A 21,839-nucleotide genomic window follows, 5' to 3' on the forward strand; every position below is an offset into this window, starting at 1 on the left:
GTTAAATCAGTTTATATTTTTAGCATCACACTTGGCATGAAAAAATTACTTACTGATAGGGTGATAGTTACAATCATCAGCTCTTTAACTTAAATGTGTTTTATATTTATTTAATTTAAAAACAGTGGTTTAAGTTTATATTCTGTTTTAGGAATGCTATTTGCTTATCTAGTTATATTTAGTCGGGATAAGGCAATATATGAAAAGTAAAAAGCCAAAAATCGCAGTCACTGGGCCAAATTCGGGTGGATTAATGGCTTGGCTCTTTACCGCATTAAACGTCAAACTTGCTGGTGGAGCTCCTGTTAGGGTGACCCCAAATTCGTTTGATGGGGATTTAGCATTCGATGGTTATATTATCGGCGGAGGCTCAGATATTCATCCAAAAAATAGAGAAATAGAGAATGTGCCTCATTATCCTCGAACCCTAACCACAAAAATAAAAGAGGCTATGTTATACCCAATGGAGTTTATTGCGGGTTTTGGTGGGGTGAAATACGATAAACAACGTGATGAAATGGAAAAGCAATTTATTAAAAATGCATTACTAAATGATATTCCAATTCTAGGTATCTGTAGAGGACACCAATTACTAAACGCACATTGTGGCGGGACCTTGTATGCTTCCACCTTAGACGTACTAAAAGAAAAAGTACGTGCTCGTTCTGTGTTTCCAAGAAAAGAGGTGTTTGTTACCAGAAAGAACTCTCTTATTCGTGATATAGCTGGTAAGTCGCCTGTATCTGTTAATGCAATACATTCTCAAGCAATTGCAAAACCAGGTAATAACCTACGCGTAACGGGTATTGAAAAGTCAGGTATTGCTCAAGTACTTGAAGCAAAAGATAACAGTCCTGTGTTAGGTGTTCAGTGGCACCCTGAATACTTACCTTATTTGCAAACCCATCGTGCCATTTTTGCTTGGTTAGTTAATGAGGCGTCATCATGAAACATAAAAAAAATATCTTTAGAGTGCTCGCGGTAATAATTGCAATAGGCGTACTTGTAGCGATTTACTTCTTCACGCCCATAAATGATTATTTAACAGTCGATAAAGTTAAAGAATTAACCAATGATGTGCCGCAAGATTGGACAACCGCATTAATATTCTTATTAGTCTTTGCTGTAGGGGGGGCATTGTTAATTCCCATTCCACTGATGGCATTTTCAATCAGTTTAGTGTTTGATCTTTGGTTTGCTGTTCCTATTGCTATTGTTGGCTTTACCCTTGCGAGTTTGTCAGGTTATTTTATTGGCCGGTTTATCGGTGTCAATGCATTAGGTTCGTTCTTAGAGAAGCCCTTAAATGCTATTGAAGCTAAGCTTGACCATAAAGGCGGATGGGCTGTTTTTGCACTTCGGTTAGCGCCAACACCGCCTTTTACCGTCACAAGTATTATTAGTGGCACATTAAAAATTAACGCGACCCAATACTTGGTAGGTTCAACTCTTGGTATAGCTCCTTTAGGCCTTAGTGCTGTTGTTTTTGGTAAAGGTGCATTAGAAATAATGAAAAATCCGTCTAGTTTGGCAATAACTTTCATTATTGCGGCAACCATTATTTATATCTTTTACCGTGCATTACAAAAAAAACAGGCGTCAAAAAAAGAGAGCGCATAAGAAATAAAGGAGGCCACCGTGTTAAAAAAATCCAATATAGCGGTATATTGTTTAATTGCTTTGTGCTTGATTTTTGCGTTGCGTGTTGTTGCGCCTGATATTATTAAATACTCGATAAATCAAAAGCTAGCTAATACTAAAGGAATCAAAGGGCATATAGATGATATTGATTTAGCTTTATTTAGAGGGGCTTATCAAATTCAAGGATTAGAACTTTATTTACAGCCTAATATAAAAACAACACCAACGATATCTGCCGACGAAATTGATATATCTATGCTTTGGTCAGCTCTTTTCAAAGGTGTTGTTGTAGCCAAGGTACATATCAATTCAACGACATTTTCCTTTGTCGACGAACCAAAAGAACAGAACAAAATTGATCCAAAAGCAAAACAGCCTGATACTTGGTTAACCTTGATTAATTTTGCCAGCCCTATCAATATAGATGAAATACGCATTAGCGAAACTAAAATCCGGCTATTAAACGAGATTGAAGGGCAACAACAAGCGCATTATGTAAGTAATATTTTTGGGATAGTCACTAATATTACTAATAGTAGTGAGTTATCTGGCAGTTCAGTTGCAAATTTTCACCTTACTGGTGATTTAATGGGGCAAGCGCAAGTTCAGTTAAAAGGGTTTATTAACCCTGAAACAGTAGATCCAACATTTGATATTAACTTTAGTATGAAAAAGTTACCTGTTGATAAGATTGCTGGCTTAATTGAAGTTTATACGCCGATAGATATCGAGCAAGGAACTGTCGATGCTGCTATAGAATTATATACATTAAATGGTAAAGTGAATGGCTACATGAAAGCGGGTATTTATAATCCAAATATATTCACATGGAGAGAAGATATCGTGAAAGATAATGATGGTTTATTCACGGGTATTTATGAGGGGATCATTGACGGTCTTGCCGCTATATTTGAAAGTGATGAAAAAGGCTTGGTTGCTTTTAAAGTTCCCATTGAAGGAACAATAAATGATACAGAAATTTCTAAATGGGATGCTTTTACCTCACTTTTATATCATGCATTTATTAATGAATATGATTTAAAAGTTGAAAATACGGTACCAGAATCAAAGTAATAATAAAAAGTTAGCTGTTTTCCGGTGTTCTGTATTAGCGAGCACCAGTAAAATTAGCTGATATCAATATGAGAATAAATTAATGACTAAATTATTACCCTTATTTCTGCTAACAACTTCTCTGTTATGCTCTGCTTGTTCGAGTTCACCGAATTCAGCACCAACACCTGAGCCAGCAGCAGAAACTAAAGTAGAAAAGTTATCTGATAGTAATGTAACCACCATTAATACCTCTAATGGCCAAATTGAAATTGAACCGACTATCGTAGCTACCGATGATTCTACCCTTAACGGAGACCAACCATTTGATGATTCAGTTAACTATTATGATCCTATTGAATCATTCAATCGTAGTATTTTTCAATTAAATCACTTTACCTATACTTACTTATTTATTCCTGTGGCAAAAGGTTATAACTTTGTTTTACCAGATCCCGTAAAACAATCTGTTGCTAATGTTTTTGATAACATACGTGAACCTTTAAACTTAGTGAATAACGTTTTTAGTGGTGAGTTTGGCCATGCAGGTAATAACTTTGCTCGATTTTTGATTAACTCAACGGTTGGCTTAGTCGGGTTGTTTGATCCTGCCGATGCCTGGTTTGATATAAAAGCACAACCGCGTAATGTTGCACAATTACTGCGCCATCATAACGTATCGAGTGGGGCTTATTTAGTGTTACCGTTTTTGGGACAATCTGATCTACGAAACACGGCTTCTATCATTACAGAAGGCTTGGTGCATCCAACTAAGTACGTGCTATCAAGCCCTGATGATACAAATGCTCGAATTATTGGTGGATTCACCGATTTTTCTGAAAGAGCAGAACTCTACCAAACGTTATATGAACAAGCTGATGATCCATACGTGTATTTTAGAAACCAATATATTCAGGCAAGAAATCGTGACGAAATAGATGCCAGACAAGAAACCATAACCACTGAAACTACTGTTGAACTTAAAACGAATCAAGTAACAAAAGAGAATGAGAATAATAATGAGTAATAAAAGTGCGACGATCATCGAAAAAATAGGCGAGATCATTTTAAAACAACGCATATTAATACTTATTGTTTTCACTACGCTGTTTGTTATTTTAGGAAGTAATGCACTAAAGTTTAAAATTGATGCCTCTGCAGATACCTTGCTAACGAAAAACAATGCGTTGTATATAAAAACGCAACTCGCAAACCAGAAGTTCTCGCCAGATGAGTTTATTCTTGTTGCTTATCAGCCGAATAGTGGCGACGTTTTTACTGCGAAAACAATAGAAGGTATGAGTAAACTTTCTGATAGCTTTGCTCGAATAGAGAGAGTATCAAAAGTTCAATCAATGTTATCTGTGCCTCTGATTCAAAGTAAATCACAATTACTTTCGAATAGTAATGTCAGTGATCTCACTTACGAAAAACAGCAATATTCACCAGAAGAACTTCGCACGCTGCTAACCGATCATCCCATCTATACAGATCTACTCGTTAATCAAAAGCAAGATGCTGCTGCAATTCAAATAGTCTTTAAAAAAAATGAAGAATTGCAGACATTAAACGATGAAATTCTTAGTATTAATAAACATTTACTGACACGAGAACTCACAGAAGAAGAAAATCAAAAACTTGAATCCTTAAAACGCCAAGCAGATATCATTGAAGGTGAAATAGGGCAACAACGTCAACAAGAACTTATTCAAATTGAACAGATCGTTGAACAAGCACAACTTGATGGTTCCGTTTATATTGGCGGAAGTTATATTGTTGGTATTCGCTTAATTGAAATCGTTAAACAAGATTTACTCTACTTTGGCTCAGGTATTGGTGTATTAATCGTCTTGCTTTTAATGCTGCTTTTTAGAAGTATTAAATGGGTTCTCTTTCCCATGTTTGCTTGTGCGTCAAGTATATTGTTGACCATGGGCTTACTGGCACTTCTAAATCTTCCAGCGACGGTTATTTCTGCTAATTTTGTCGCTTTACAACTTATTTTAACACTTGCGATCATGCTTCATTTGATCACCTGTTATCGCGAAGTGAGTAGGGAAGACCCTGAATTAACACAACATCAAAGGCTAGTTAATACCCTCAAAGAAAAGTTAGCGCCTTGTTTTTTTGCCGCATTAACCACGTCTGTTGGCTTTGGTTCTCTGATCTTTAGTGGCATTCAACCTATTATTGACTTTGGCATTATGATGCTGATTTCAAATATTGTAACACTGAGTGTTGCCTTGTTATTGTTCCCGGTTTTGTTGAGTTATTTTTCAGCAAGTAAAGAGTCTAAAGAATATGCCTGGTTGTCCAACTTTCTCGCTAAATTAGGGAATAAAATAAAATCAGCACCTCGCTTTTTTATTATTATACCTTTAGTTTTTATGGGAATACTCGCTGTAGGTATTAGTCAGTTAAATGTTGAAAACAGTTTTATTGATTACTTCCACCCCGACACTAAAGTGTATCAAGAGTTAAGTTTTATTGATCAGCAGTTTGGAGGGTCAACGCCTCTTGATATCGTAATATCGTATGATGAGGCAACGAATAAATCTGATTTATTTATGACTGCAAAGCAAGTTAATACTTTACACCTAGGCCACGCAGTTGTTAATGCTTTTGATGCGACAGGTAATGTTACCTCACTGATAAGTTTTACTAAATTAGCAAAACAATTAAATGATGGAGCACCGATCACGGAATATGAATTAGACGTGATTTATTCAATGGTTGATAAAGAGACAATTGATAGTTTGGTCGGTGCTTACATTGATACTGATTCAAACACGATGCGCATTTCAACACGTATTCAAGATACTTTACCTGGGCTTAATCGCGCTGAATTTTTAGATAAATTAACAAAAGATTTAAACGCAGCAGGCTTATCAGAAGACCAAGTAGAGTTAACAAACTTATTTGTCTTGTATCAAGATATTCTATCGAGACTTTTTGATTCTCAAATTACCACATTAGGCATTGTATACGGGGTTTTAGCGTTAGTCTTGTTCGCCATTTTTCGTTCGATAAAAATTGCGTTAATAGCGTTAGTTCCCAATATCATTAATACGTTAGGTATTTTAGGTATTATTGGTTGGCTTGGGATCCCGTTAGATTTAATGACTATTACCATTGCGGCAATTGCGATGGGAATTGCGATTGATGATACGATACATTTTGTTGATGCCTATAAAAGCAAGTTGGATGGAAAACCTATGCAACATGCATTTTCACATACAGGCTTAGCGATTGTGTACACCTCTACCTTAATCGCAACCGGCTTTAGTATGTTTGTATTTTCAGATTTCGTACCGAGTGTGTATTTTGGCCTGTTAACAGCTTGTGCCATGATGTTAGCAGTGATTACAGATTTAACGGTGTTGCCTGGTTTATTGAAAAAATATATACACCCAGCAAAGCCAACACCCAATAGTAATCAATAAAACGTATAATATTCATAGTTTTACTAAGCCCTGAAGATATTCAGGACTTTAAAGATATTGGTTTTATTTTTACATGAGTTCAATACCGCTCACAATAAAAGTTTATGTCAGCTTATTTAACACATGGTATAATTGATTTTTTTATTTTTCTCATTAAAACAATGGGTTGTCAATATGGCTTAAAGTTTGCTTTTCTATAGATAAGTAAATTTTCAAAGGTAGTAACGATGAAAAAATTAATTGGTTTAGTATTAAGTTGTTTAATCTGTGTTCAAGCGAATGCAACACTGTTAACAGGTGAAGTTGCAGAAGATGCTTATGTAACGGTTGCAGGGTTTGATTTAGCTTGGGCTTCTCCTTGCTCTGACGGTGTTTTAGAATATTCTTGCGGCGCTATGGATATCACTGAACAGGCAGGTTATGGATGGAATATTATGACGTCTAACCTATTTAATACTTTAGGTATTAGTGCTGATACCTTTGTTGTTGATTATTCGTCAAGTAATACACAAACTTATAACGGCAAGAATTATGCAAAAGCAGCGGGGTGGTTTTCTAACAGCTATTCTCACATTGATGTTCAAAACGGCTTAGATGGTTTTTGGTCATTTCTTGATGTTGCAGATGGCGGGTCTTATTATGAGACGATAGTGTATCGTGTAGCAGACAGCGCTGTGCAAGTTCCTGAACCGTCAACAATTGCAATACTTGGTTTGGCACTTGTAGGTTTAGGTTTCTCTCGCAGAAAATAGCAAGCAGCTAACAAATTAATATTACAAAAGCCCTGAATCAACGCAGGGCTTTTGCGTTTAAGGGGCATCTAAAAAAACTCTCTCGCCTTTTGTAATCTATCTACTATGGTATATATCACTGTCTTTCCTTAAATTCGTATACTGTTATTCAAATTACTCGATAATGAATTAATCATATTTTTCTGGCTTATTCGTTTATTCTTCAATATTTTAATTAAACATCCCGTAACTTTTTTGAACGTTATTCGTGAAATATGATTATTGGCGCACCAAAACGGAACATTATTATTTGAAGTTATGGTTATGTTTAAAGATTATGGTCAATAGCGATTTGGTTTAATGCTAATAATTTGTTTTGTTCATATCGGTAAGTATTCCTGTTATATTCGCACTGCGACTGTGCAATGCAATGATTTTTCATAGAGATAACAGAATGAAAATAGAGAAAGCACACCCTCATCATTATGCAGAATTGCTAAATGTTTGGGAAAACTCAGTCCGAGCTACGCATGATTTTATTTCAGAAGAAGATATAGCGTTTTTTAAGCCTATTATTATCGAGCAGGCTTTTCCTGCGGTGTCGCTTCATTACGCTAAAAATATTGACAATATCATTATTGGTTTTGTGGGAATACATGAAAACAAAATTGAAATGCTCTTTGTCATAGAAGCCGCTCAAGGAAAAGGCATAGGTAAATTATTGCTACAATACGCCATTGATACCTATGCAGTTAAGTATGTAGATGTTAACGAACAAAATCCAAACGCTGTTGGTTTTTATCAGCACTTTGGTTTTCAGGTAACTTCTCGTTCGCCACTTGATGACTTAGGCAAACCATTTCCTATTCTACATTTATCACGTTAAGTTCGAATTTATATACATTCTGTAAGAAGAAACGCCCAACGCTAATAACGATGGGCGTTTCCGTTTTTTAATTACATATTATTTATCTTGTATTAAAGGTTTTAGCCATGAGAATATATTTTTCGCGTATGAAAACGAAAGGGCAATGCCCGCCAAGAAAGCCTTTCAAAAAAATTGTTTGGTCTTGGGTGGGGTCGTTTTTGGGTATATTTCTTATCGCCTATGTTGGTGAGGTTTTACATTACGATGAAAAAAGCTTAATGATGCTAATTGGCTCTTTTGGTGCTTCTGCTGTACTCATTTATGGCGCTCCGTTAGCTGAGTTTTCACAACCAAGAAATTTAATTGGTGGTCACGTAATTTCAGCTTTTGTTGGTGTAAGTGTCAGTTTAGTTTTTTCAGAAAATATTATGATAGCGAGTGCATTAGCTGTATCACTTGCAATTATGTTTATGCACCTAACTAGAACTTTGCACCCGCCAGGAGGTGCTTCGGCATTAATTGCTACGATTGGTGGCGAACAAATTTATGCACTAGGTTATTGGTTTATTGTCACTCCTGTTTTATTAGGGAGTATTTTATTGCTAGTAGTTGCCTTATTTGTTAATAACATGTCAACAAATCCAAATCGACATTACCCTGTTTATTGGATATAAACGTAAAGAGTAAAAACGAATATTGTGATCAATATGGTGTTTTGATTTAAATCAATTACTCTATCTTCAAGTGCTAAAGAAGAACAATTTGCCAACGTGAGGTGATTTATTAATTCTGCAATTGTACTGTTAGGCGCGCCCAATGATAATACCGGCAAGTTGTCAGTCATTGCGAAAAGCCGTTGCGATAAAGTGCTTGATGTCTTTCAACAGAATATGACTTGCCATATCCTTTGTACAGGTGGATTTGGAGAGCACTTTAATACCACAACTAAACCACATGCTCATTATTGCCAGCAATATTTACAAAGTAAGGGCGTTGCTAGAAGTGTGTTTTATCAGCCGGCCTTAAGCCGCTACACATTAGAAGATGCATTACTGGCAAAGCCTATTTTAGAACAACATAAGATAGATCACATTATTTTAGTGACTTCAGACTTTCACCTTGAACGTGCATTATTGGTTTTTTCTCATGTTCTGCCGAATAGGGTATTGAGCTATCATGCGGCAAAATCACCAATGAGTAGAAACGAACGTGATGCGTTAGTCGCGCATGAAAAAACTGCCATTATTAGAGAGCGCGACAACCTAAAAAACATAGAGAATTATTTATAAAAATCAATATTATAATATATTTTACCTTTCGAAAATCACTGCCACAGTGATACACTAAAAAGTAATTTATCCGTAGTTGTAGGGAATATCATGCGTAAAATATTCGAATTCAATGTAAAAGGGCGCAAAGTTAAAGTTATCAACCATTGGTTCGGTGGAATGAAATTGTATGTTGATGGAAATATTAAAGACACAGATAGTAGTTTGTTTGCTTTTGGCAAAACAGCGTTGTTGTCTACAGGTTTAGATGATCACGGTGTGTTAGAAATATTGCCTATTTCTAGAATGTTGTCAGTAGAAATAGATGCAGTGTTAAACAACAACAAAAAATTACAACATGTATATAGCTCTCATCGACGATTAAGCTTGCAACAACAACGTTTAGCTAAATGATCTTTTGTCACTGACAATATATATTCGCAGTAAATGTGTATTGTCTAGAAAGGGTAATGCGTAAAAATATCATCAATTAATCTATTTAGGTTGTTCTTGTCATTATTTATTTTTGCAAAGGTGCGTAAGCCTGCTATTTGAATTTGTACATGGTTTGCGAGCTCTTCTGCACTTTTATGTTGTTCAACTTCTCCCTTTTGTTGGGCTTCTTCGATAATCACGACGAATTGTTGTAAAATTTCGGCTAAATGCGCTTTTGTCACATTAAGTAAGTCTTGATTCTCATCGGTTAGTTCGCCAATTGTTTTAGATAACATGCAAATACCATTAGGAGCATTGTCTTGTGAATCTATGACCAAGTTTTTAACAAATGCTCGAAGTGCTTCAAGCGGTGAACTATGCTGTTCTTTATAATGAGCTAGTTGAGCAATACCTAAATCTGTGTAATTTCTTAATGTTTCTTTAAATAAACCATCTTTACTACCAAAAGCGGCATAAATGCTACCAGGACGCATGTCAATTTCGTCTTGTAAATTTCGCATTGACGTTGCATGAAAACCTTTTTTCCAATACAGGTTGGTAGCTTTGTTGATAACTTCCTGACGATCAAACTTTGCTATATTTGCCATAATTTTCTCATACTCTTTAAGCAAGTATTGAACAATCGTTCAATTGTATGGCTTTATGGCAACTAGGTAAAGAGGGTAATTGTTGGTTTCTATCTGATTCATCACTAATAAATATTTATTTTAAATTATATTATTAATAAAAAACAAAAACATAAGATAAAAGTCACGTATGTATTGAGCAATCGTTCAAAATGTACTTGAACGTTCGTTCATGACGTTCTATAGTCTACCCATGCATTAGCGAATAAATGAACAGTTACATTCTATTAGATACTAATAATGCAACTGTTTATCGAAAAAACATTATTAACGATACAACTTAGGAGAAACAGAAATGAGTGACTTTACTTTACATACGTTAGAAACCGCACCTGAGAAAAGTATAGAAATGCTTCAAGATGCTAAAAAACAAATGGGGAGTATTCCAGGGCTGTATGCTGTAATGGCTGAATCCCCTGAAACCTACAAAGGCTATAATGCATTACATGCTTTATTCGAAGCAACGTCTTTTGACGCTGAAGAGCTTACGGTTGTTTGGCAAACCATTAATGTAGAGCACGAGTGCCATTACTGTGTGCCTGCACATAGTGCAATTGCTAACTCTATGAAGGTTGATTCTGCTATCACAGAGGCTCTGCGTAATGAAACTGAATTACCTTCAGCTAAATTACAAGCACTTCATGATTTCACTTTAGCCATGGTGCGTGAACGTGGCGAAGTTTCAGCCGAAACGCTTAATGCCTTTTACCAAGCTGGCTATGGTCAAAAACAAGTGTTAGAAGTTATTCTTGGCTTATCACAAAAAGTGATCAGCAATTATGTGAACCATGTTGCAAAAACACCGGTTGATGCTATGTTCAAAGACTTTACGTGGACAAAAAAAGAAGTAAACTAACGCCATTTCTAAATTCATTAGCAGGAGTATTAGCAATGAGTGATCAATACCAACCGCCGAAAGTGTGGAGTCAAGATGCTGAAAGCGGTGGAAAGTGGGCGAGTATCAATCGGCCAGTATCAGGTGCTACTTATGAAAAAACATTACCTGTAGGAGAGCATGCTTTACAACTTTACTCTATGGCTACACCTAATGGGCAAAAAGTCACCATAATGTTAGAGGAGTTATTAGCACAAGGGAAGGGCGCAGATTATGACGCGCACTATATTGATATAGGCGAAGGAGAACAGTTCTCGTCTGGTTTTGTTGATATCAACCCTAATAGTAAAATTCCTGCGCTACTGGATCGCGAAAACAATAAACAAGTAAAGGTATTCGAATCAGCTTCTATCTTAGTTTATCTTGCTGAAAAATTTAACGCGTTATTACCGAATAATGGTATTGAGCGAACAACAGTGATGAATTGGTTATTTTGGTTACAGGGTGCTGCGCCCTATTTAGGTGGAGGGTTTGGCCACTTTTATGCTTATGCGCCTGAAAAATTTGAATACCCAATCAATCGTTTTACCATGGAAATTAAACGACAGTTAGATGTATTAGATAAACAACTTGAAAACAAAGCTTTTATAGTCGGTGATACGCTTTCCATTGCTGATATTGCCATTTGGCCATGGTATGGCAACTTAGTATTGGGTAATCTTTATGATGCAGAACAATTTTTGCAAGTAAAAGACTATACCCACGTACGGCGCTGGGCCAAAGAATTACTATCACTGCCTTCATTTCAACGCGGTCAAATTGTAAACCGTAGCTGGGGAGAAAAGTGGCAGCAGCTAAAAAATAGACACAGTGCGCAAGACATCGATAATGTGTTAGCGCTAAAGCATGAATAATACTCAGCCTATTTTCCACAAGGATTTATATGACCGCAAAGATTAACATTGACATCATTTCAGACGTAGTTTGTCCTTGGTGTATTGTGGGTTACAAGCATTTAGCAGCTGCAATTGCCGAGTTAAACATACAAGATAAGGTAGAAATACAGTGGCAACCGTTCGAACTTAATCCTGATATGCCATCTGAAGGTGAAGAGCTAAGCGCCCATATGGCAAGAAAATATGGTTCATCAAAGGCAGAAAGTGAGCAAGCCAGAAGAAACATAACCCAAGCAGCGGCTGAATATGGATTTCATTTCAATTATGTTGAAGGTATGAAAATTGTGAACACTTTTAATGTTCACTTACTGCTTGATTATGCGCATTCCCTTGGTTTACAAACAGCGCTAAAAATGCGTTTGTTCAGCGCTTATTTTTGCGAAAATAAAGATATATCAAATAAAGCGGTTCTTACTAAGGAAGCTGAAGAAGTAGGCATAACCTCTGAACAATCAACCGCAGCTTTTGAAGATAATGAAATTAAGCAGCGTGTTAAAGCCCTTGAATCACAATGGCAATCAATGGGAGTATCTGGAGTGCCTACCGTTATTTTTAATCGTACATCGGCTTTAACTGGGGCACAGCCTCAAGAGACCTACAAACAAGCATTGTTATCACTGATGAAACAGTAGTCATAAGTGTATGAAAGAGGCTAATAGCAAAAATTATTAACGTTTTTCATGAGTTTTCTTACACTTTTCTACTACTTTTTATTTAAATAAGGGTTTATCTTTGATTAGAGTCTGTTGATCTTTCGGGTTTAGTTCGAACAAAATTTAATCTCGAAAGGTCAATAGCCCCTACTTATTTTCTAAAAAATGCAATGGTGCTTTATGAAATTTTCAGTGTTCCTAATAGCTATAGCATGTATGAGTTGTAGCCAGAAGCAGCTTTATCAAATAGGGCAGGAACAACAAAAGAATGCCTGCATAAAGCATGCTATGACTGAGTCTGAATACCGTGAATGCTTACGTGCTGAGCAAGTAAGCCATAAAGAATATAAAAAAATAAGACAACAAGTGATCGAAGATAAATAACCAATGTATCACTTGTTTTCTACTTTCCAAATATTGGTACTTTGTTATGATCCCCGATCACCAAATTAGCAACGTTGTTATTTATAAGGGTTGCTTAGGCCATTGTTGTTTACTGATATACCGATGGTAAAAAAACCAACTGCACCATAACACACCAGAAATTCCAAGGGCGGCAATAATAGCGGGCTTAGGGTTTGATATCGAACTTACAGAACCTGCATACGACGCAATTGTTGCATAGGGAGCCGTACTTAGTACCCAAGCGAGAAAGAACCGATGAAAGGGCATCTGTGCAATGCCGGCTAAACAAGCTGATACTTCCGGTAATATTGGCATGGCCCGAGAGAGTAAAATAAAGATAAACCCATGTTGCTTAAAAGTTGAACTGGCTTTATCACGTTCTGTTTTGTCTTTTATTATTGTTTGTAGCACGAATTCACCATAGCGTGAACTTAACCAATAGCCAACAAATCCAGCTAAAGTCATACCCATTAAACTAGCGATTAGGGCAACATGAAAGCCAAGAAAATACCCCGCTAATAAAATAATGGTTAATGTAGGTACAGCGATAAACAAATCAGCGAATAGTAGCGCTACTACGATACTAAACACATACCCTTGATGGCTACTTTTAGCAATGATTAACCAGTGTTTAATTTGTTCGATAGACAATATTCCTGTTGATTTAATGAACAAAAACGTTAATGCAAAACATGTTGCCATTATTAGCATCACTTTTAATAATGCGAGCATATCTAGGCTCCTATGGGTAAATTATCGAAATTGAAATATTGCTTGGCGCTTGATGCAGGCTCATCTTAGATTTCTTATATACAGGTGGCCCTGTAAACCCTACTTTTTGTTTATTTGAGAACCCTAAACCTTCTTTTGGATAAATACCTGTCCAATTTTTCGTTACTTTTCCATCTTGGTTTTCATCATGTAATACTTTAATGGCAAATTCTTTTTCTTTGATGTTAAAAGTAAAAAGTTGCGTTTTATCAGTGACTAATTGAGTTTGACTCATCAGCGCTTGTTGATGCTGCTTAGGAAATCCTTCTTTTGCAAAAATCATCACGATGATGTTTCCTTGCCGCACTACGTCAATATTTAACACCTCAATGGTTACTTCTTTTGCTTTAACTAACATAGGCGTTACCGTAAATATTATTGTTAAAAGTAATCGTTTAATATTCATAAAGTTATCCTTAATATTTTTTCATCATATTTTTAGCGAATGATGGTGCAATGCGTAGTAATAGTTTTAGGAGCTTTACTTTTCCTAAAGCATGTTCAATTGTGTTTGTTTCAAGCCCTTTTAATATCTGTTCAGCGGCTTTTTCGGAAGAGAGTTTATTTACGCCTCTTCCAGCTGTCATTGGTGTATCGACTAACGGTAAAAATACTTGTTGTACGTGTATATTTGTCTTTGCTAATTGATAGCGTAATGATTGTGAAAAGTTGTTTAATGCGGCCTTAGTAGCGCAGTAAACCGCAGAACTAGTTTTCGGTGCTAAGGCAAGCCCTGAATTTACATTTAATATGATAGATTTTTCTTGATGTAATAGAGTGGGTAACAACTGATGTGTTAACAGACAAACACTGGTTAAATTAACATTAACTTCATCTATAATGTGCTGCGTTAGAAAAGTATCATCAATGAATAACTGACAATACTGGACAGCGGCATTGTTAATAAGTAAGTCGATATATTGGTATTCATTGACAATTTTTTCAGCAACAACCTTGGTTTCATTTGGTTTGGATAAATCGGCTTTTAGTGTAGTAATACCTGAAAATTGCTCTCGCAAGGCATTAAGTTTAGTTTGATCTCTTGCGATAACAATTAATTCATTATCAGAAAAAAGTTGTTTAACGAGCTGATAACCAATACCTGAAGTTCCACCTGTTATCACAATGCGTCTGTTTTTAAGTTCCATCGTTTGATCTCAATATATGTTAATCTGTAGCAAATTTTATCGTCGTAATATTCACAACACATTAACCGAGGTTAACAGTGACAACATTTTTTCAATATGTGCAAACGGAAGGAGAACGGGTTAGCAAAGAAAAGGGGCAATATGTTTTTAATCAAGGCGATCAAGAAGATGCCATATATTTTGTGCAGTCAGGTTTATTAAAAGCATTTTACACCTCAGAACAAGGCAAAGAATCTATAAAGTCGTTTTTATCTGCCAATGATGTTATTGGTAGCTTAACTGCACTTTATTTGCGTCAATCAAGCTCTTTTAGTCTAATCAGTTTAGCACCCACCGTATTAATTAAACTGTCATTTAAAGCCATTTTAATGCAGGCGAAACATGATATTATTTTTGCTAATGAGTTAAATGACCTGTTACTTACACTTGCCTTAAAAAAAGAAACACGAGAATATGAATTGTTATGTTTAACAGCAGAACAACGCTATGCAAAGCTTATTGAATCGACACCCACATTATTACAAAACGTTACACAAAGTGATTTGGCAAGCTATTTAGGCGTTACTCCTGTAGGTTTAAGTCGAATAAAAAAACGGTTATTTACGCGTTAACCTCATAAGGAAAATAGCGATGAAAATACAAAAAACAATTGCGTCGGTGATATTGATTATGTTGTTCTCACTAATAGGTCATAGCCAAGCGGCACAACAAATATCAACAATCGATTTTATTAAAATTAACAACCCCTATAGCAAAGAAGCACTTTATTTTTATGAAAATAACTGGCAAGTGCTACGTGAAAAAGCTATGAATAAAGGCTTTATTGATTCCTTCATGTTAATTAAGGTACCTGCAACGCCTCAAGCACCTTTTCATCTGATGCTAATTACGACTTATCGGAATAACGAACAGTTTGAATCACGAGAAAAAAATTTTAGTCAGTTAATGTCGGGCTCTACAGGCCCTATGTTGTTAAACAATGTGCCTCCTGAACAGTTTAGAACCATGATTTTTAATAAAACAAGTTCTGTAGTTGTCACTTCTGAGAAATAAATATGCAATTAATAAATTATCTAAATGAATGCTTTTATACAAAACACACTTTATTACAGCTAAGCCATATCTCTGCTAATAAGTTAGCGTATCTGCAACAGCAAAAGGTGATGCCAACAGCATCCTATCGTTTAACCATCCAAACGAGTTGCCAATCATTTTTAGCTGACCATTCTGAAGAAAGTGTTCAAGAGTATTATGCGAAAGGTTACGTAAAGTGGTTGGGTGTTGTTGAAGCGTTAATTGAACCGGCAGATATTTATCAATATTTTAATAAAAATTATCGACTTACAATTCAACAGTTAAAGCAACAAGGTTTTGTTTGTCATGACGAAAAACTACATGCCAATATAGATGAACATATTACCCAAGAATGGCAGCATTTTTTAAATGGAACTTATGGTCTATGTACCGCTTCTGGATTAGTACAAGATATTGCTCGAAAAGAATTTGCTATTACGTCTATTAATGAGTTAATTGCTGAAAATGAAACATCCCCTGATTTAGTGCGCTTAGAAAAGGCGGTTAATTTATTAGATAGTGCAAGCGCATTGTTTGCTCCACACGAAAGAATTAACAGTTCACGTAATCGTTTAGTCGATCAAATACGGAAAAAATATCAATTAACCTCTCCACAAATAACGTAAGGCAAAAGAATGGATATTACGCTACTTGCGAATAATGATGATTATGATCACGTGCTCGAAGTGTTGTTACAGCTACGACCACAATACAATAAAAAAACATTAGCGGAACAAATCAAGAAACAGCAGCAAACAGGTTATAATATTGTGTACGTTAAAGATAACGGCAAAGTTTTGGCCGTTGCAGGGTTTGTTATTGGCGAAAAGCTTGCATGGGGTAAATATTTATACGTCGATGATTTAGTAACAAATGAAGCATTTCGTTCAGCTGGGATTGGCCATGATATTTTAACTTGGTTAGAAGAATTTGCTAAAGAGCAGGGGTGTAGCCAATTACACCTAGATTCTGGCGTTCAACGGTATTCTGCACACAAGTTTTATCTACGAGAAGGGTTTGTAATAGCAAGCCATCATTTTTCTAAAACAGAGTTGGTATAATTTCATACTGATTCTTTAGTCATCATGTTCAAAATAAAGGGAATGGAAGGTCAATGTCGGAGAATAAAAGTGCATTGCATACTGAATGGCAGCTATTACAAAATCAATGTGATAGTTATGAAAAATATGCATTACTCATCAAGCTTGTATGTGTTTTTATGCTGTTTAATGCATTTGTTTTTAATGGAATTTCAATGTATTTAGTGTTGTTTATTTTATTAATGTGGGGGCAAGAAGCGATTTGGAAAACCTTTCAATCACGGATTGAACAACGCATTATTATTCTTGAACAGGCGATAATGGATGCAACATCTTCAATTCATCCATTTCAATTTCAACGTGAATTTATAGCCAATCGACCAAGTCAATTAACACTGATAAAAACATATCTACAACAGTCTATTAGGCCTACTGTAGCGTATACTTACCTTGGTTTGTTATTGATAGTTTTTATACGTTGTTATCTGTGGTAATGGTAACCATCAGTAATTTTTAGCTATAAAAAAAGCCGGCAAACCGGCTTTTTTCGAATTAACGATTTATTAGCTGTTTAAGGCTGTTACTGGCTCAACAAATTCAAAACCTAAGTTTTCAGCAACTTCTTTGACAGTCACTTTACCATCAATAACATTCAAGCCGTTTAATAAGTGCTTGTCATCATTTAACGCTTGCTTATAGCCTTTATTGGCTAGTTGAATGATGTACGGTAATGTTGCATTATTTAATGCAAATGTCGAAGTTCTTGGCACTGCACCCGGCATATTAGCAACACAATAATGCACTACATCATCAACAATGAAGGTTGGATCAGCATGAGTTGTAGGTTTTGAAGTTTCAATACAACCGCCTTGATCAATAGCAACGTCAACAATAGCAGAACCAGGTTTCATGTTTTTTATGTGTTCTTTGGTCACAAGCTTAGGTGCAGCTGCACCTGGAATTAACACTCCACCAATGACTAAGTCTGCTTCAAGCACATGCTTTTCTAAGGCATCGGCCGTAGAATAAATAGCTTTGATACGGTTGCCGAATTGATCATCAAGTTTACGTAAAACATTAACGTTACGATCCAACACAACAACATCAGCGCCCATACCTACAGCCATTTTCGCTGCATTAGCACCAACCATACCGCCACCAATGATAGCAACCTTAGCTGGCTCAACACCCGGTACGCCACCTAATAACATGCCTTGGCCTGCGTTTGATTTTTCAAGGGCTTGTGCGCCAGCTTGAATTGACATACGACCAGCAACTTCTGACATTGGTGCTAACAAAGGTAAACCACCTTGATTATCGGTTACTGTTTCATAAGCAATACAGATTGCTTTACTTTTTACTAAATCTTGAGTTTGAGGTAAATCAGGTGCTAGGTGAAGGTAAGTAAATAGAATTTGACCTTCGCGTAACATTGCACGCTCAATTGCTTGTGGTTCTTTAACTTTTACAATCATCTCAGCTTGTGCAAAAACATCACTAGCAGTAGGTAAGATAGTTGCGCCAATGTCTGTGTAATCTTGGTCGGTAAAACCAATTCCACTTCCCGCTTGGGTTTCTACCACGACTTGATGCCCATGAGCGATCAGCTCTCTTGCACTAGCCGGAACCATACCAACACGATACTCATGGTTTTTTATTTCTTTTGGTACACCAATAATCATATTTATTTGCTCTTAGTTTGCTCTATTGAAATATGGTGCTAGTATAGTTGCGAATCTTTAGAATAACCTGTCGTTATTTGAGTATTTTAAGAATTTATCACTATATAAATAGAATTTAATAGAGAAATATAAAGAAATGGCTGACAATGAGAAAAAACTTGATCGTATCGACAAAAACATTCTATCTGAATTACAGAGAGATGGTCGGCTTTCTAATGTAGAACTGTCTAAAAGGGTTGGCCTTAGTCCTACACCATGTTTGGAAAGGGTTAAGCGATTAGAGTCTGACAATTATATTATCGGCTACCAAGCAACACTTAACCCACAAAAGTTAGAAGCAGCCTTATTAGTGTTTGTCGAAATTACCCTGACACGAACCAGTCCTGATGTATTTGATGATTTCTCTAAGGCAGTGCAAGAAATTGATGTGATTCAAGAATGTCATTTAGTCTCAGGTGATTTTGATTTTTTGTTAAAAACACGTGTGTCAGATATGGCAGCTTATCGAGAATTACTTGGCGATACACTATTAAAACTTCCATTTGTCAGTGAAAGTAGAACTTATGTTGTCATGGAAGAAGTAAAATTGACGAATATCCTACCAATTAAGCGATAAACCATTTATCTAGCTCGTTTAGTTTGGTATTTTAGCGGTTATAAAAAGAAGTTTTGTAAAAAGGAAAGTAGATTGTCAGATCAAGTAGCGCCAAACAGTAAACTAAATGGTATTCAACGACTGTTAGAAGCAGGGTTGTTGGTGTCGTGTGTTTTTGCCATGTTTATGATGATCGCGTTATACAGTTTTGACCCAGCAGACCCTGGTTGGTCGCAAACAGGGTATCAGAATGATATACGTAACTTAGGCGGTGCAGTAGGGGCTTTTCTTTCTGATTTATTTTTAAATTTATTTGGCGCCGTTGCTTATATTTTGCCTTTTGTCATTGCATTAACTGGATGGCTAACGTTTCAAAAATATTATAAATTGATGCAGATTGACTATCTAACCTTAGGGCTTAAATTTATTGGCTTCATCATGTTTTTTATTGGTATAACTGCCATCGCAAGCATGAATTTTGATGATGTATTTTACTTTTCTGCCGGTGGCATCATTGGTGATGTAATAAGCCAAGGGGTTTTACCTTATTTATCTTTTGTTGGTAGTACGTTACTGTTTTTAATGTGTTTAGCCACGGGTTTTGTATTATTAACTGGCTTATCTCTGATACGTTTAATTGACTTGTTAGGTGAACACACAATTAATGGGGTAATTGCATTAGCTGATTTGCCCGCTTGGATAAAAGACAAGTTCAGTGCTTCTATGCAAGAAACGCCTACTTCTGGTGTAAGTTATTCAGATAACAATTCTGTTGTATTAACCACAGACCAACCTCTTGAAGAATACGACAATGAGCCAGAAGAAGAATCTCAGCCTTTCGCTAATCTAGACAGCATTACAGCAAGTAACACAGAACAGCCTTTTGCTGAAAGTAAAGACGACATACCATTTCGTGATAATGAACCTTATGTGTCAATTGATGACTTAATGGGTGAACCACTCGCGATTAATGTACAAGAGCACGTTAGTGCGGAAGAAATAACCGCTGCATTAGAACCAGTAGATCAAATACATGTTGAAGAACCTACTAGCTCCACTGATCAAGTAGACGAACACTCGAACAAAGTAAAAGATGTTGGTTTACCACCTTTATCGTTATTAGATAAACCTAATAAGAAACAACACCCAATATCGCAAGATGAACTTGATCAAGTCAGTCGTTTAGTAGAAGAGAAGCTTTTAGAGTTTGGCGTTAAAGCTGATGTAGTTGACGTATTACCAGGTCCTGTGATCACGCGTTTTGAATTAGATTTAGCCCCAGGGGTTAAAGTAAGCAAAATAACGAACCTTTCCAAAGATATTGCTCGTTCATTATCAGCTAAATCAGTACGGGTAGTTGAAGTTATCGAAGGTAAGTCAGTTATTGGTATTGAGTTACCAAATAAATATCGTGAAACAGTGTTTTTTGCAGATGTGTTACATTGTGATGCGTTTAAGAAATCTAAATCTAACCTAGCGATGGGGATCGGAAGCGATATTTCAGGAAACCCTGTAGTGGCTGATCTTGCTAAAATGCCACACTTATTAGTTGCTGGTACAACAGGTTCAGGTAAGTCAGTTGCCGTTAATACAATGATTGTTAGTATCTTGTATAAGTCACCACCACAAGATGTACGTATGATCATGATTGATCCAAAACAAGTAGAGTTGTCAGTGTATGACGGAATACCTCATTTACTCTCTGAGGTCGTAACTGACATGAAAGAAGCCGCTAACGCCTTGCGTTGGTGTGTTGGTGAAATGGAGCGTCGTTATCAATTAATGTCTAAGTTAGGCGTAAGAAACCTTAAAGGCTTCAATGATAAAGTAAGTAAAGCAATAGAAGCTGGCGAGCCAATGATTGACCCATTATGGCAACCGACCGATGCATTTACACAAACTCCACCGACATTAGAAAAGCTGCCTTCTATTGTTATCATTGTTGATGAATTTGCTGACATGATGATGATTGTTGGTAAAAAAGTAGAAGAGTTAATTGCACGTATTGCGCAAAAGGCAAGGGCTGCGGGTATTCATTTAATTTTAGCTACTCAGCGTCCTTCAGCAGATGTAATAACAGGATTAATTAAAGCGAATATACCTACGCGTATGGCGCTAAGGGTTCAATCAAGAATTGAATCACGTATTATTTTAGATCAGCAAGGTGCTGAACAATTACTTGGTATGGGTGATATGTTTTATTTACCCCCTGGTGAAGCAATTCCTATGCGTGTTCATGGTGCATTTGTTGATGACCATGAAGTACACGCTGTTGTGTCTGACTGGAAATCACGCGCAGAGCCAGACTACATAGAAGATATTCTATCAGGTCAAGGTGAGCAAGATGTGTTATTACCGAGTGAACAAGCCGAAGCGAGTGAAGACGCAGAGCTTGATGCATTATATGATGAAGCATTAGCGTTTGTCACAGAAACCCGACGCGTGTCGATTTCTAGTATTCAACGAAAATTTAGAATTGGTTATAACCGAGCGGCTCGTATTGTTGAAGATATGGAAGCGCAAGGCGTAGTGAGTATGCCAGGCCAAAATGGTGCGCGTGAAGTATTAGCACCACCTCCAATTAAGGATTAATT

At 36.4% G+C, this 21,839-nt stretch carries 26 protein-coding genes; 21 read left to right on the top strand and 5 right to left on the bottom strand.

The genetic code is table 11. The features are described 5' to 3' along the window. Positions 1–199 precede the first annotated feature (199 nt). The 10 genes from QUE72_RS09300 (at position 200) to QUE72_RS09345 (ending at position 9,418) form a co-directional block, all read left to right on the top strand. The gene (locus tag QUE72_RS09300; protein ID WP_286268622.1) at positions 200–949 is read left to right on the top strand and encodes a gamma-glutamyl-gamma-aminobutyrate hydrolase family protein; all 750 of its coding nucleotides are present in this window, start codon (positions 200–202) and stop codon (positions 947–949) included. After that, the gene (locus QUE72_RS09305; RefSeq protein ID WP_074498997.1) at positions 946–1,620 is read left to right on the top strand and encodes a TVP38/TMEM64 family protein; all 675 of its coding nucleotides are present in this window, start codon (positions 946–948) and stop codon (positions 1,618–1,620) included. The genes QUE72_RS09300 and QUE72_RS09305 overlap by 4 nt, the downstream gene beginning before the upstream one ends. Positions 1,621–1,638: 18 nt before the next feature. Then, entirely contained in the window at positions 1,639–2,715 is a 1,077-nt protein-coding gene (locus QUE72_RS09310; protein ID WP_286268624.1) for a DUF748 domain-containing protein, read from the top strand. Between the two features lie 82 nt (positions 2,716–2,797). Further along, complete coding sequence (locus tag QUE72_RS09315) at positions 2,798–3,721, top strand: MlaA family lipoprotein (protein WP_074498995.1); 924 nt, start codon at positions 2,798–2,800, stop codon at positions 3,719–3,721. Beyond that, positions 3,714–6,137 carry an efflux RND transporter permease subunit gene (locus QUE72_RS09320; RefSeq protein ID WP_286268626.1) on the top strand — a complete coding sequence of 808 codons (2,424 nt, stop codon included), beginning with the start codon at positions 3,714–3,716 and terminating at the stop codon, positions 6,135–6,137. The genes QUE72_RS09315 and QUE72_RS09320 overlap by 8 nt, the downstream gene beginning before the upstream one ends. A 227-nt stretch (positions 6,138–6,364) precedes the next feature. Then, positions 6,365–6,889 carry a PEP-CTERM sorting domain-containing protein gene (locus tag QUE72_RS09325; RefSeq protein ID WP_286268627.1) on the top strand — a complete coding sequence of 175 codons (525 nt, stop codon included), beginning with the start codon at positions 6,365–6,367 and terminating at the stop codon, positions 6,887–6,889. A gap of 433 nt (positions 6,890–7,322) precedes the next feature. After that, on the top strand, positions 7,323–7,754 hold the full coding sequence (locus tag QUE72_RS09330) for a GNAT family N-acetyltransferase (RefSeq protein WP_286268629.1): 432 nt from the start codon (positions 7,323–7,325) through the stop codon (positions 7,752–7,754). A gap of 107 nt (positions 7,755–7,861) precedes the next feature. Next, entirely contained in the window at positions 7,862–8,410 is a 549-nt protein-coding gene (locus QUE72_RS09335; RefSeq protein ID WP_074498991.1) for an HPP family protein, read from the top strand. Positions 8,411–8,536: 126 nt separating this feature from the next. Next, positions 8,537–9,025, top strand: coding sequence for a YdcF family protein (locus QUE72_RS09340; protein WP_286272964.1), 489 nt, complete (start codon positions 8,537–8,539; stop codon positions 9,023–9,025). Between the two features lie 90 nt (positions 9,026–9,115). Then, positions 9,116–9,418 (top strand): hypothetical protein, encoded by a 303-nt coding sequence (locus QUE72_RS09345; RefSeq protein ID WP_286268631.1) that lies wholly within the window; start codon positions 9,116–9,118, stop codon positions 9,416–9,418. A 44-nt stretch (positions 9,419–9,462) separates the two neighbouring features. On the opposite strand, the gene QUE72_RS09350 is transcribed toward QUE72_RS09345, so the two are convergent. Next, positions 9,463–10,047 (bottom strand): TetR/AcrR family transcriptional regulator, encoded by a 585-nt coding sequence (locus QUE72_RS09350; RefSeq protein ID WP_286268632.1) that lies wholly within the window; start codon positions 10,045–10,047, stop codon positions 9,463–9,465. 334 nt (positions 10,048–10,381) lie between these two features. Here QUE72_RS09350 and QUE72_RS09355 point away from each other — a divergent pair, with 334 nt between their 5' ends. The 4 genes from QUE72_RS09355 to QUE72_RS09370 all read left to right on the top strand — a co-directional run bounded on the left by QUE72_RS09355 (position 10,382) and on the right by QUE72_RS09370 (position 12,914). Then, positions 10,382–10,942, top strand: coding sequence for a carboxymuconolactone decarboxylase family protein (locus QUE72_RS09355; RefSeq protein WP_286268635.1), 561 nt, complete (start codon positions 10,382–10,384; stop codon positions 10,940–10,942). Positions 10,943–10,977: 35 nt separating this feature from the next. Then, on the top strand, positions 10,978–11,835 hold the full coding sequence (gene yghU, locus QUE72_RS09360; protein ID WP_286272965.1) for a glutathione-dependent disulfide-bond oxidoreductase: 858 nt from the start codon (positions 10,978–10,980) through the stop codon (positions 11,833–11,835). Positions 11,836–11,864: 29 nt separating this feature from the next. Beyond that, positions 11,865–12,509, top strand: coding sequence for a DsbA family oxidoreductase (locus QUE72_RS09365; RefSeq protein WP_286268636.1), 645 nt, complete (start codon positions 11,865–11,867; stop codon positions 12,507–12,509). A gap of 201 nt (positions 12,510–12,710) precedes the next feature. After that, entirely contained in the window at positions 12,711–12,914 is a 204-nt protein-coding gene (locus QUE72_RS09370; protein WP_286268638.1) for a hypothetical protein, read from the top strand. Positions 12,915–12,995: 81 nt separating this feature from the next. Here QUE72_RS09370 and QUE72_RS09375 read toward each other — a convergent pair whose 3' ends face one another. From QUE72_RS09375 to QUE72_RS09385, 3 genes are read right to left on the bottom strand one after another with little or no spacing between them, the layout of a single operon-like run. Then, positions 12,996–13,667 (bottom strand): TVP38/TMEM64 family protein, encoded by a 672-nt coding sequence (locus QUE72_RS09375; protein ID WP_286268641.1) that lies wholly within the window; start codon positions 13,665–13,667, stop codon positions 12,996–12,998. Positions 13,668–13,677: 10 nt separating this feature from the next. Then, positions 13,678–14,112, bottom strand: a complete 435-nt coding sequence (locus QUE72_RS09380) for a DUF2141 domain-containing protein (RefSeq protein WP_083602026.1) — start codon at positions 14,110–14,112, stop codon at positions 13,678–13,680. Between the two features lie 10 nt (positions 14,113–14,122). Further along, the gene (locus tag QUE72_RS09385; protein WP_286268643.1) at positions 14,123–14,854 is read right to left on the bottom strand and encodes an SDR family oxidoreductase; all 732 of its coding nucleotides are present in this window, start codon (positions 14,852–14,854) and stop codon (positions 14,123–14,125) included. 77 nt (positions 14,855–14,931) lie between these two features. Between QUE72_RS09385 and QUE72_RS09390 the strand changes: the two genes are divergently transcribed. Genes QUE72_RS09390 through QUE72_RS09410 form a run of 5 tightly spaced genes read left to right on the top strand, consistent with a single transcriptional unit; the run spans position 14,932 to position 17,462 of the window. Next, entirely contained in the window at positions 14,932–15,465 is a 534-nt protein-coding gene (locus QUE72_RS09390) for a Crp/Fnr family transcriptional regulator (protein WP_286268645.1), read from the top strand. Positions 15,466–15,484: 19 nt separating this feature from the next. Next, positions 15,485–15,907 (top strand): hypothetical protein, encoded by a 423-nt coding sequence (locus QUE72_RS09395; protein WP_286268646.1) that lies wholly within the window; start codon positions 15,485–15,487, stop codon positions 15,905–15,907. Positions 15,908–15,909: 2 nt separating this feature from the next. Beyond that, positions 15,910–16,554, top strand: a complete 645-nt coding sequence (locus QUE72_RS09400) for a DUF6058 family natural product biosynthesis protein (protein ID WP_286268647.1) — start codon at positions 15,910–15,912, stop codon at positions 16,552–16,554. Between the two features lie 9 nt (positions 16,555–16,563). After that, positions 16,564–16,989 carry a GNAT family N-acetyltransferase gene (locus QUE72_RS09405; RefSeq protein ID WP_286268648.1) on the top strand — a complete coding sequence of 142 codons (426 nt, stop codon included), beginning with the start codon at positions 16,564–16,566 and terminating at the stop codon, positions 16,987–16,989. A gap of 53 nt (positions 16,990–17,042) precedes the next feature. Continuing rightward, positions 17,043–17,462 (top strand): hypothetical protein, encoded by a 420-nt coding sequence (locus QUE72_RS09410; RefSeq protein WP_286268649.1) that lies wholly within the window; start codon positions 17,043–17,045, stop codon positions 17,460–17,462. A gap of 69 nt (positions 17,463–17,531) precedes the next feature. Here QUE72_RS09410 and ald read toward each other — a convergent pair whose 3' ends face one another. Next, positions 17,532–18,650, bottom strand: a complete 1,119-nt coding sequence (gene ald / locus QUE72_RS09415; RefSeq protein WP_074498977.1) for an alanine dehydrogenase — start codon at positions 18,648–18,650, stop codon at positions 17,532–17,534. Between the two features lie 136 nt (positions 18,651–18,786). Here ald and lrp point away from each other — a divergent pair, with 136 nt between their 5' ends. Both lrp and QUE72_RS09425 read left to right on the top strand, forming a co-directional pair. Then, positions 18,787–19,266 (top strand): leucine-responsive transcriptional regulator Lrp, encoded by a 480-nt coding sequence (gene lrp / locus QUE72_RS09420; RefSeq protein ID WP_074498976.1) that lies wholly within the window; start codon positions 18,787–18,789, stop codon positions 19,264–19,266. A 159-nt stretch (positions 19,267–19,425) separates the two neighbouring features. Next, positions 19,426–21,837 carry a DNA translocase FtsK gene (locus QUE72_RS09425; protein WP_139302612.1) on the top strand — a complete coding sequence of 804 codons (2,412 nt, stop codon included), beginning with the start codon at positions 19,426–19,428 and terminating at the stop codon, positions 21,835–21,837. Positions 21,838–21,839: the final 2 nt, after the last annotated feature.

This window comes from Thalassotalea hakodatensis (genome assembly GCF_030295995.1).
GTDB lineage: Bacteria > Pseudomonadota > Gammaproteobacteria > Enterobacterales > Alteromonadaceae > Thalassotalea_C > Thalassotalea_C hakodatensis.

What these genes read in the sequence shown, in the direction of transcription:
- QUE72_RS09300 (WP_286268622.1), top strand. Translation starts at nt 200, where the DNA reads ATGAAAAGTAAAAAGCCAAAAATCGCAGTCACTGGGCCAAATTCGGGT.
- QUE72_RS09305 (WP_074498997.1), top strand. Translation starts at nt 946, where the DNA reads ATGAAACATAAAAAAAATATCTTTAGAGTGCTCGCGGTAATAATTGCA.
- QUE72_RS09315 (WP_074498995.1), top strand. Translation starts at nt 2,798, where the DNA reads ATGACTAAATTATTACCCTTATTTCTGCTAACAACTTCTCTGTTATGC.
- QUE72_RS09320 (WP_286268626.1), top strand. Translation starts at nt 3,714, where the DNA reads ATGAGTAATAAAAGTGCGACGATCATCGAAAAAATAGGCGAGATCATT.
- QUE72_RS09325 (WP_286268627.1), top strand. Translation starts at nt 6,365, where the DNA reads ATGAAAAAATTAATTGGTTTAGTATTAAGTTGTTTAATCTGTGTTCAA.
- QUE72_RS09330 (WP_286268629.1), top strand. Translation starts at nt 7,323, where the DNA reads ATGAAAATAGAGAAAGCACACCCTCATCATTATGCAGAATTGCTAAAT.
- QUE72_RS09335 (WP_074498991.1), top strand. Translation starts at nt 7,862, where the DNA reads ATGAGAATATATTTTTCGCGTATGAAAACGAAAGGGCAATGCCCGCCA.
- QUE72_RS09345 (WP_286268631.1), top strand. Translation starts at nt 9,116, where the DNA reads ATGCGTAAAATATTCGAATTCAATGTAAAAGGGCGCAAAGTTAAAGTT.
- QUE72_RS09350 (WP_286268632.1), bottom strand. Translation starts at nt 10,047, where the DNA reads ATGGCAAATATAGCAAAGTTTGATCGTCAGGAAGTTATCAACAAAGCT.
- QUE72_RS09355 (WP_286268635.1), top strand. Translation starts at nt 10,382, where the DNA reads ATGAGTGACTTTACTTTACATACGTTAGAAACCGCACCTGAGAAAAGT.
- yghU (WP_286272965.1), top strand. Translation starts at nt 10,978, where the DNA reads ATGAGTGATCAATACCAACCGCCGAAAGTGTGGAGTCAAGATGCTGAA.
- QUE72_RS09365 (WP_286268636.1), top strand. Translation starts at nt 11,865, where the DNA reads ATGACCGCAAAGATTAACATTGACATCATTTCAGACGTAGTTTGTCCT.
- QUE72_RS09370 (WP_286268638.1), top strand. Translation starts at nt 12,711, where the DNA reads ATGAAATTTTCAGTGTTCCTAATAGCTATAGCATGTATGAGTTGTAGC.
- QUE72_RS09375 (WP_286268641.1), bottom strand. Translation starts at nt 13,667, where the DNA reads ATGCTCGCATTATTAAAAGTGATGCTAATAATGGCAACATGTTTTGCA.
- QUE72_RS09380 (WP_083602026.1), bottom strand. Translation starts at nt 14,112, where the DNA reads ATGAATATTAAACGATTACTTTTAACAATAATATTTACGGTAACGCCT.
- QUE72_RS09385 (WP_286268643.1), bottom strand. Translation starts at nt 14,854, where the DNA reads ATGGAACTTAAAAACAGACGCATTGTGATAACAGGTGGAACTTCAGGT.
- QUE72_RS09395 (WP_286268646.1), top strand. Translation starts at nt 15,485, where the DNA reads ATGAAAATACAAAAAACAATTGCGTCGGTGATATTGATTATGTTGTTC.
- QUE72_RS09400 (WP_286268647.1), top strand. Translation starts at nt 15,910, where the DNA reads ATGCAATTAATAAATTATCTAAATGAATGCTTTTATACAAAACACACT.
- QUE72_RS09405 (WP_286268648.1), top strand. Translation starts at nt 16,564, where the DNA reads ATGGATATTACGCTACTTGCGAATAATGATGATTATGATCACGTGCTC.
- QUE72_RS09410 (WP_286268649.1), top strand. Translation starts at nt 17,043, where the DNA reads ATGTCGGAGAATAAAAGTGCATTGCATACTGAATGGCAGCTATTACAA.
- ald (WP_074498977.1), bottom strand. Translation starts at nt 18,650, where the DNA reads ATGATTATTGGTGTACCAAAAGAAATAAAAAACCATGAGTATCGTGTT.
- lrp (WP_074498976.1), top strand. Translation starts at nt 18,787, where the DNA reads ATGGCTGACAATGAGAAAAAACTTGATCGTATCGACAAAAACATTCTA.
- QUE72_RS09425 (WP_139302612.1), top strand. Translation starts at nt 19,426, where the DNA reads ATGTTTATGATGATCGCGTTATACAGTTTTGACCCAGCAGACCCTGGT.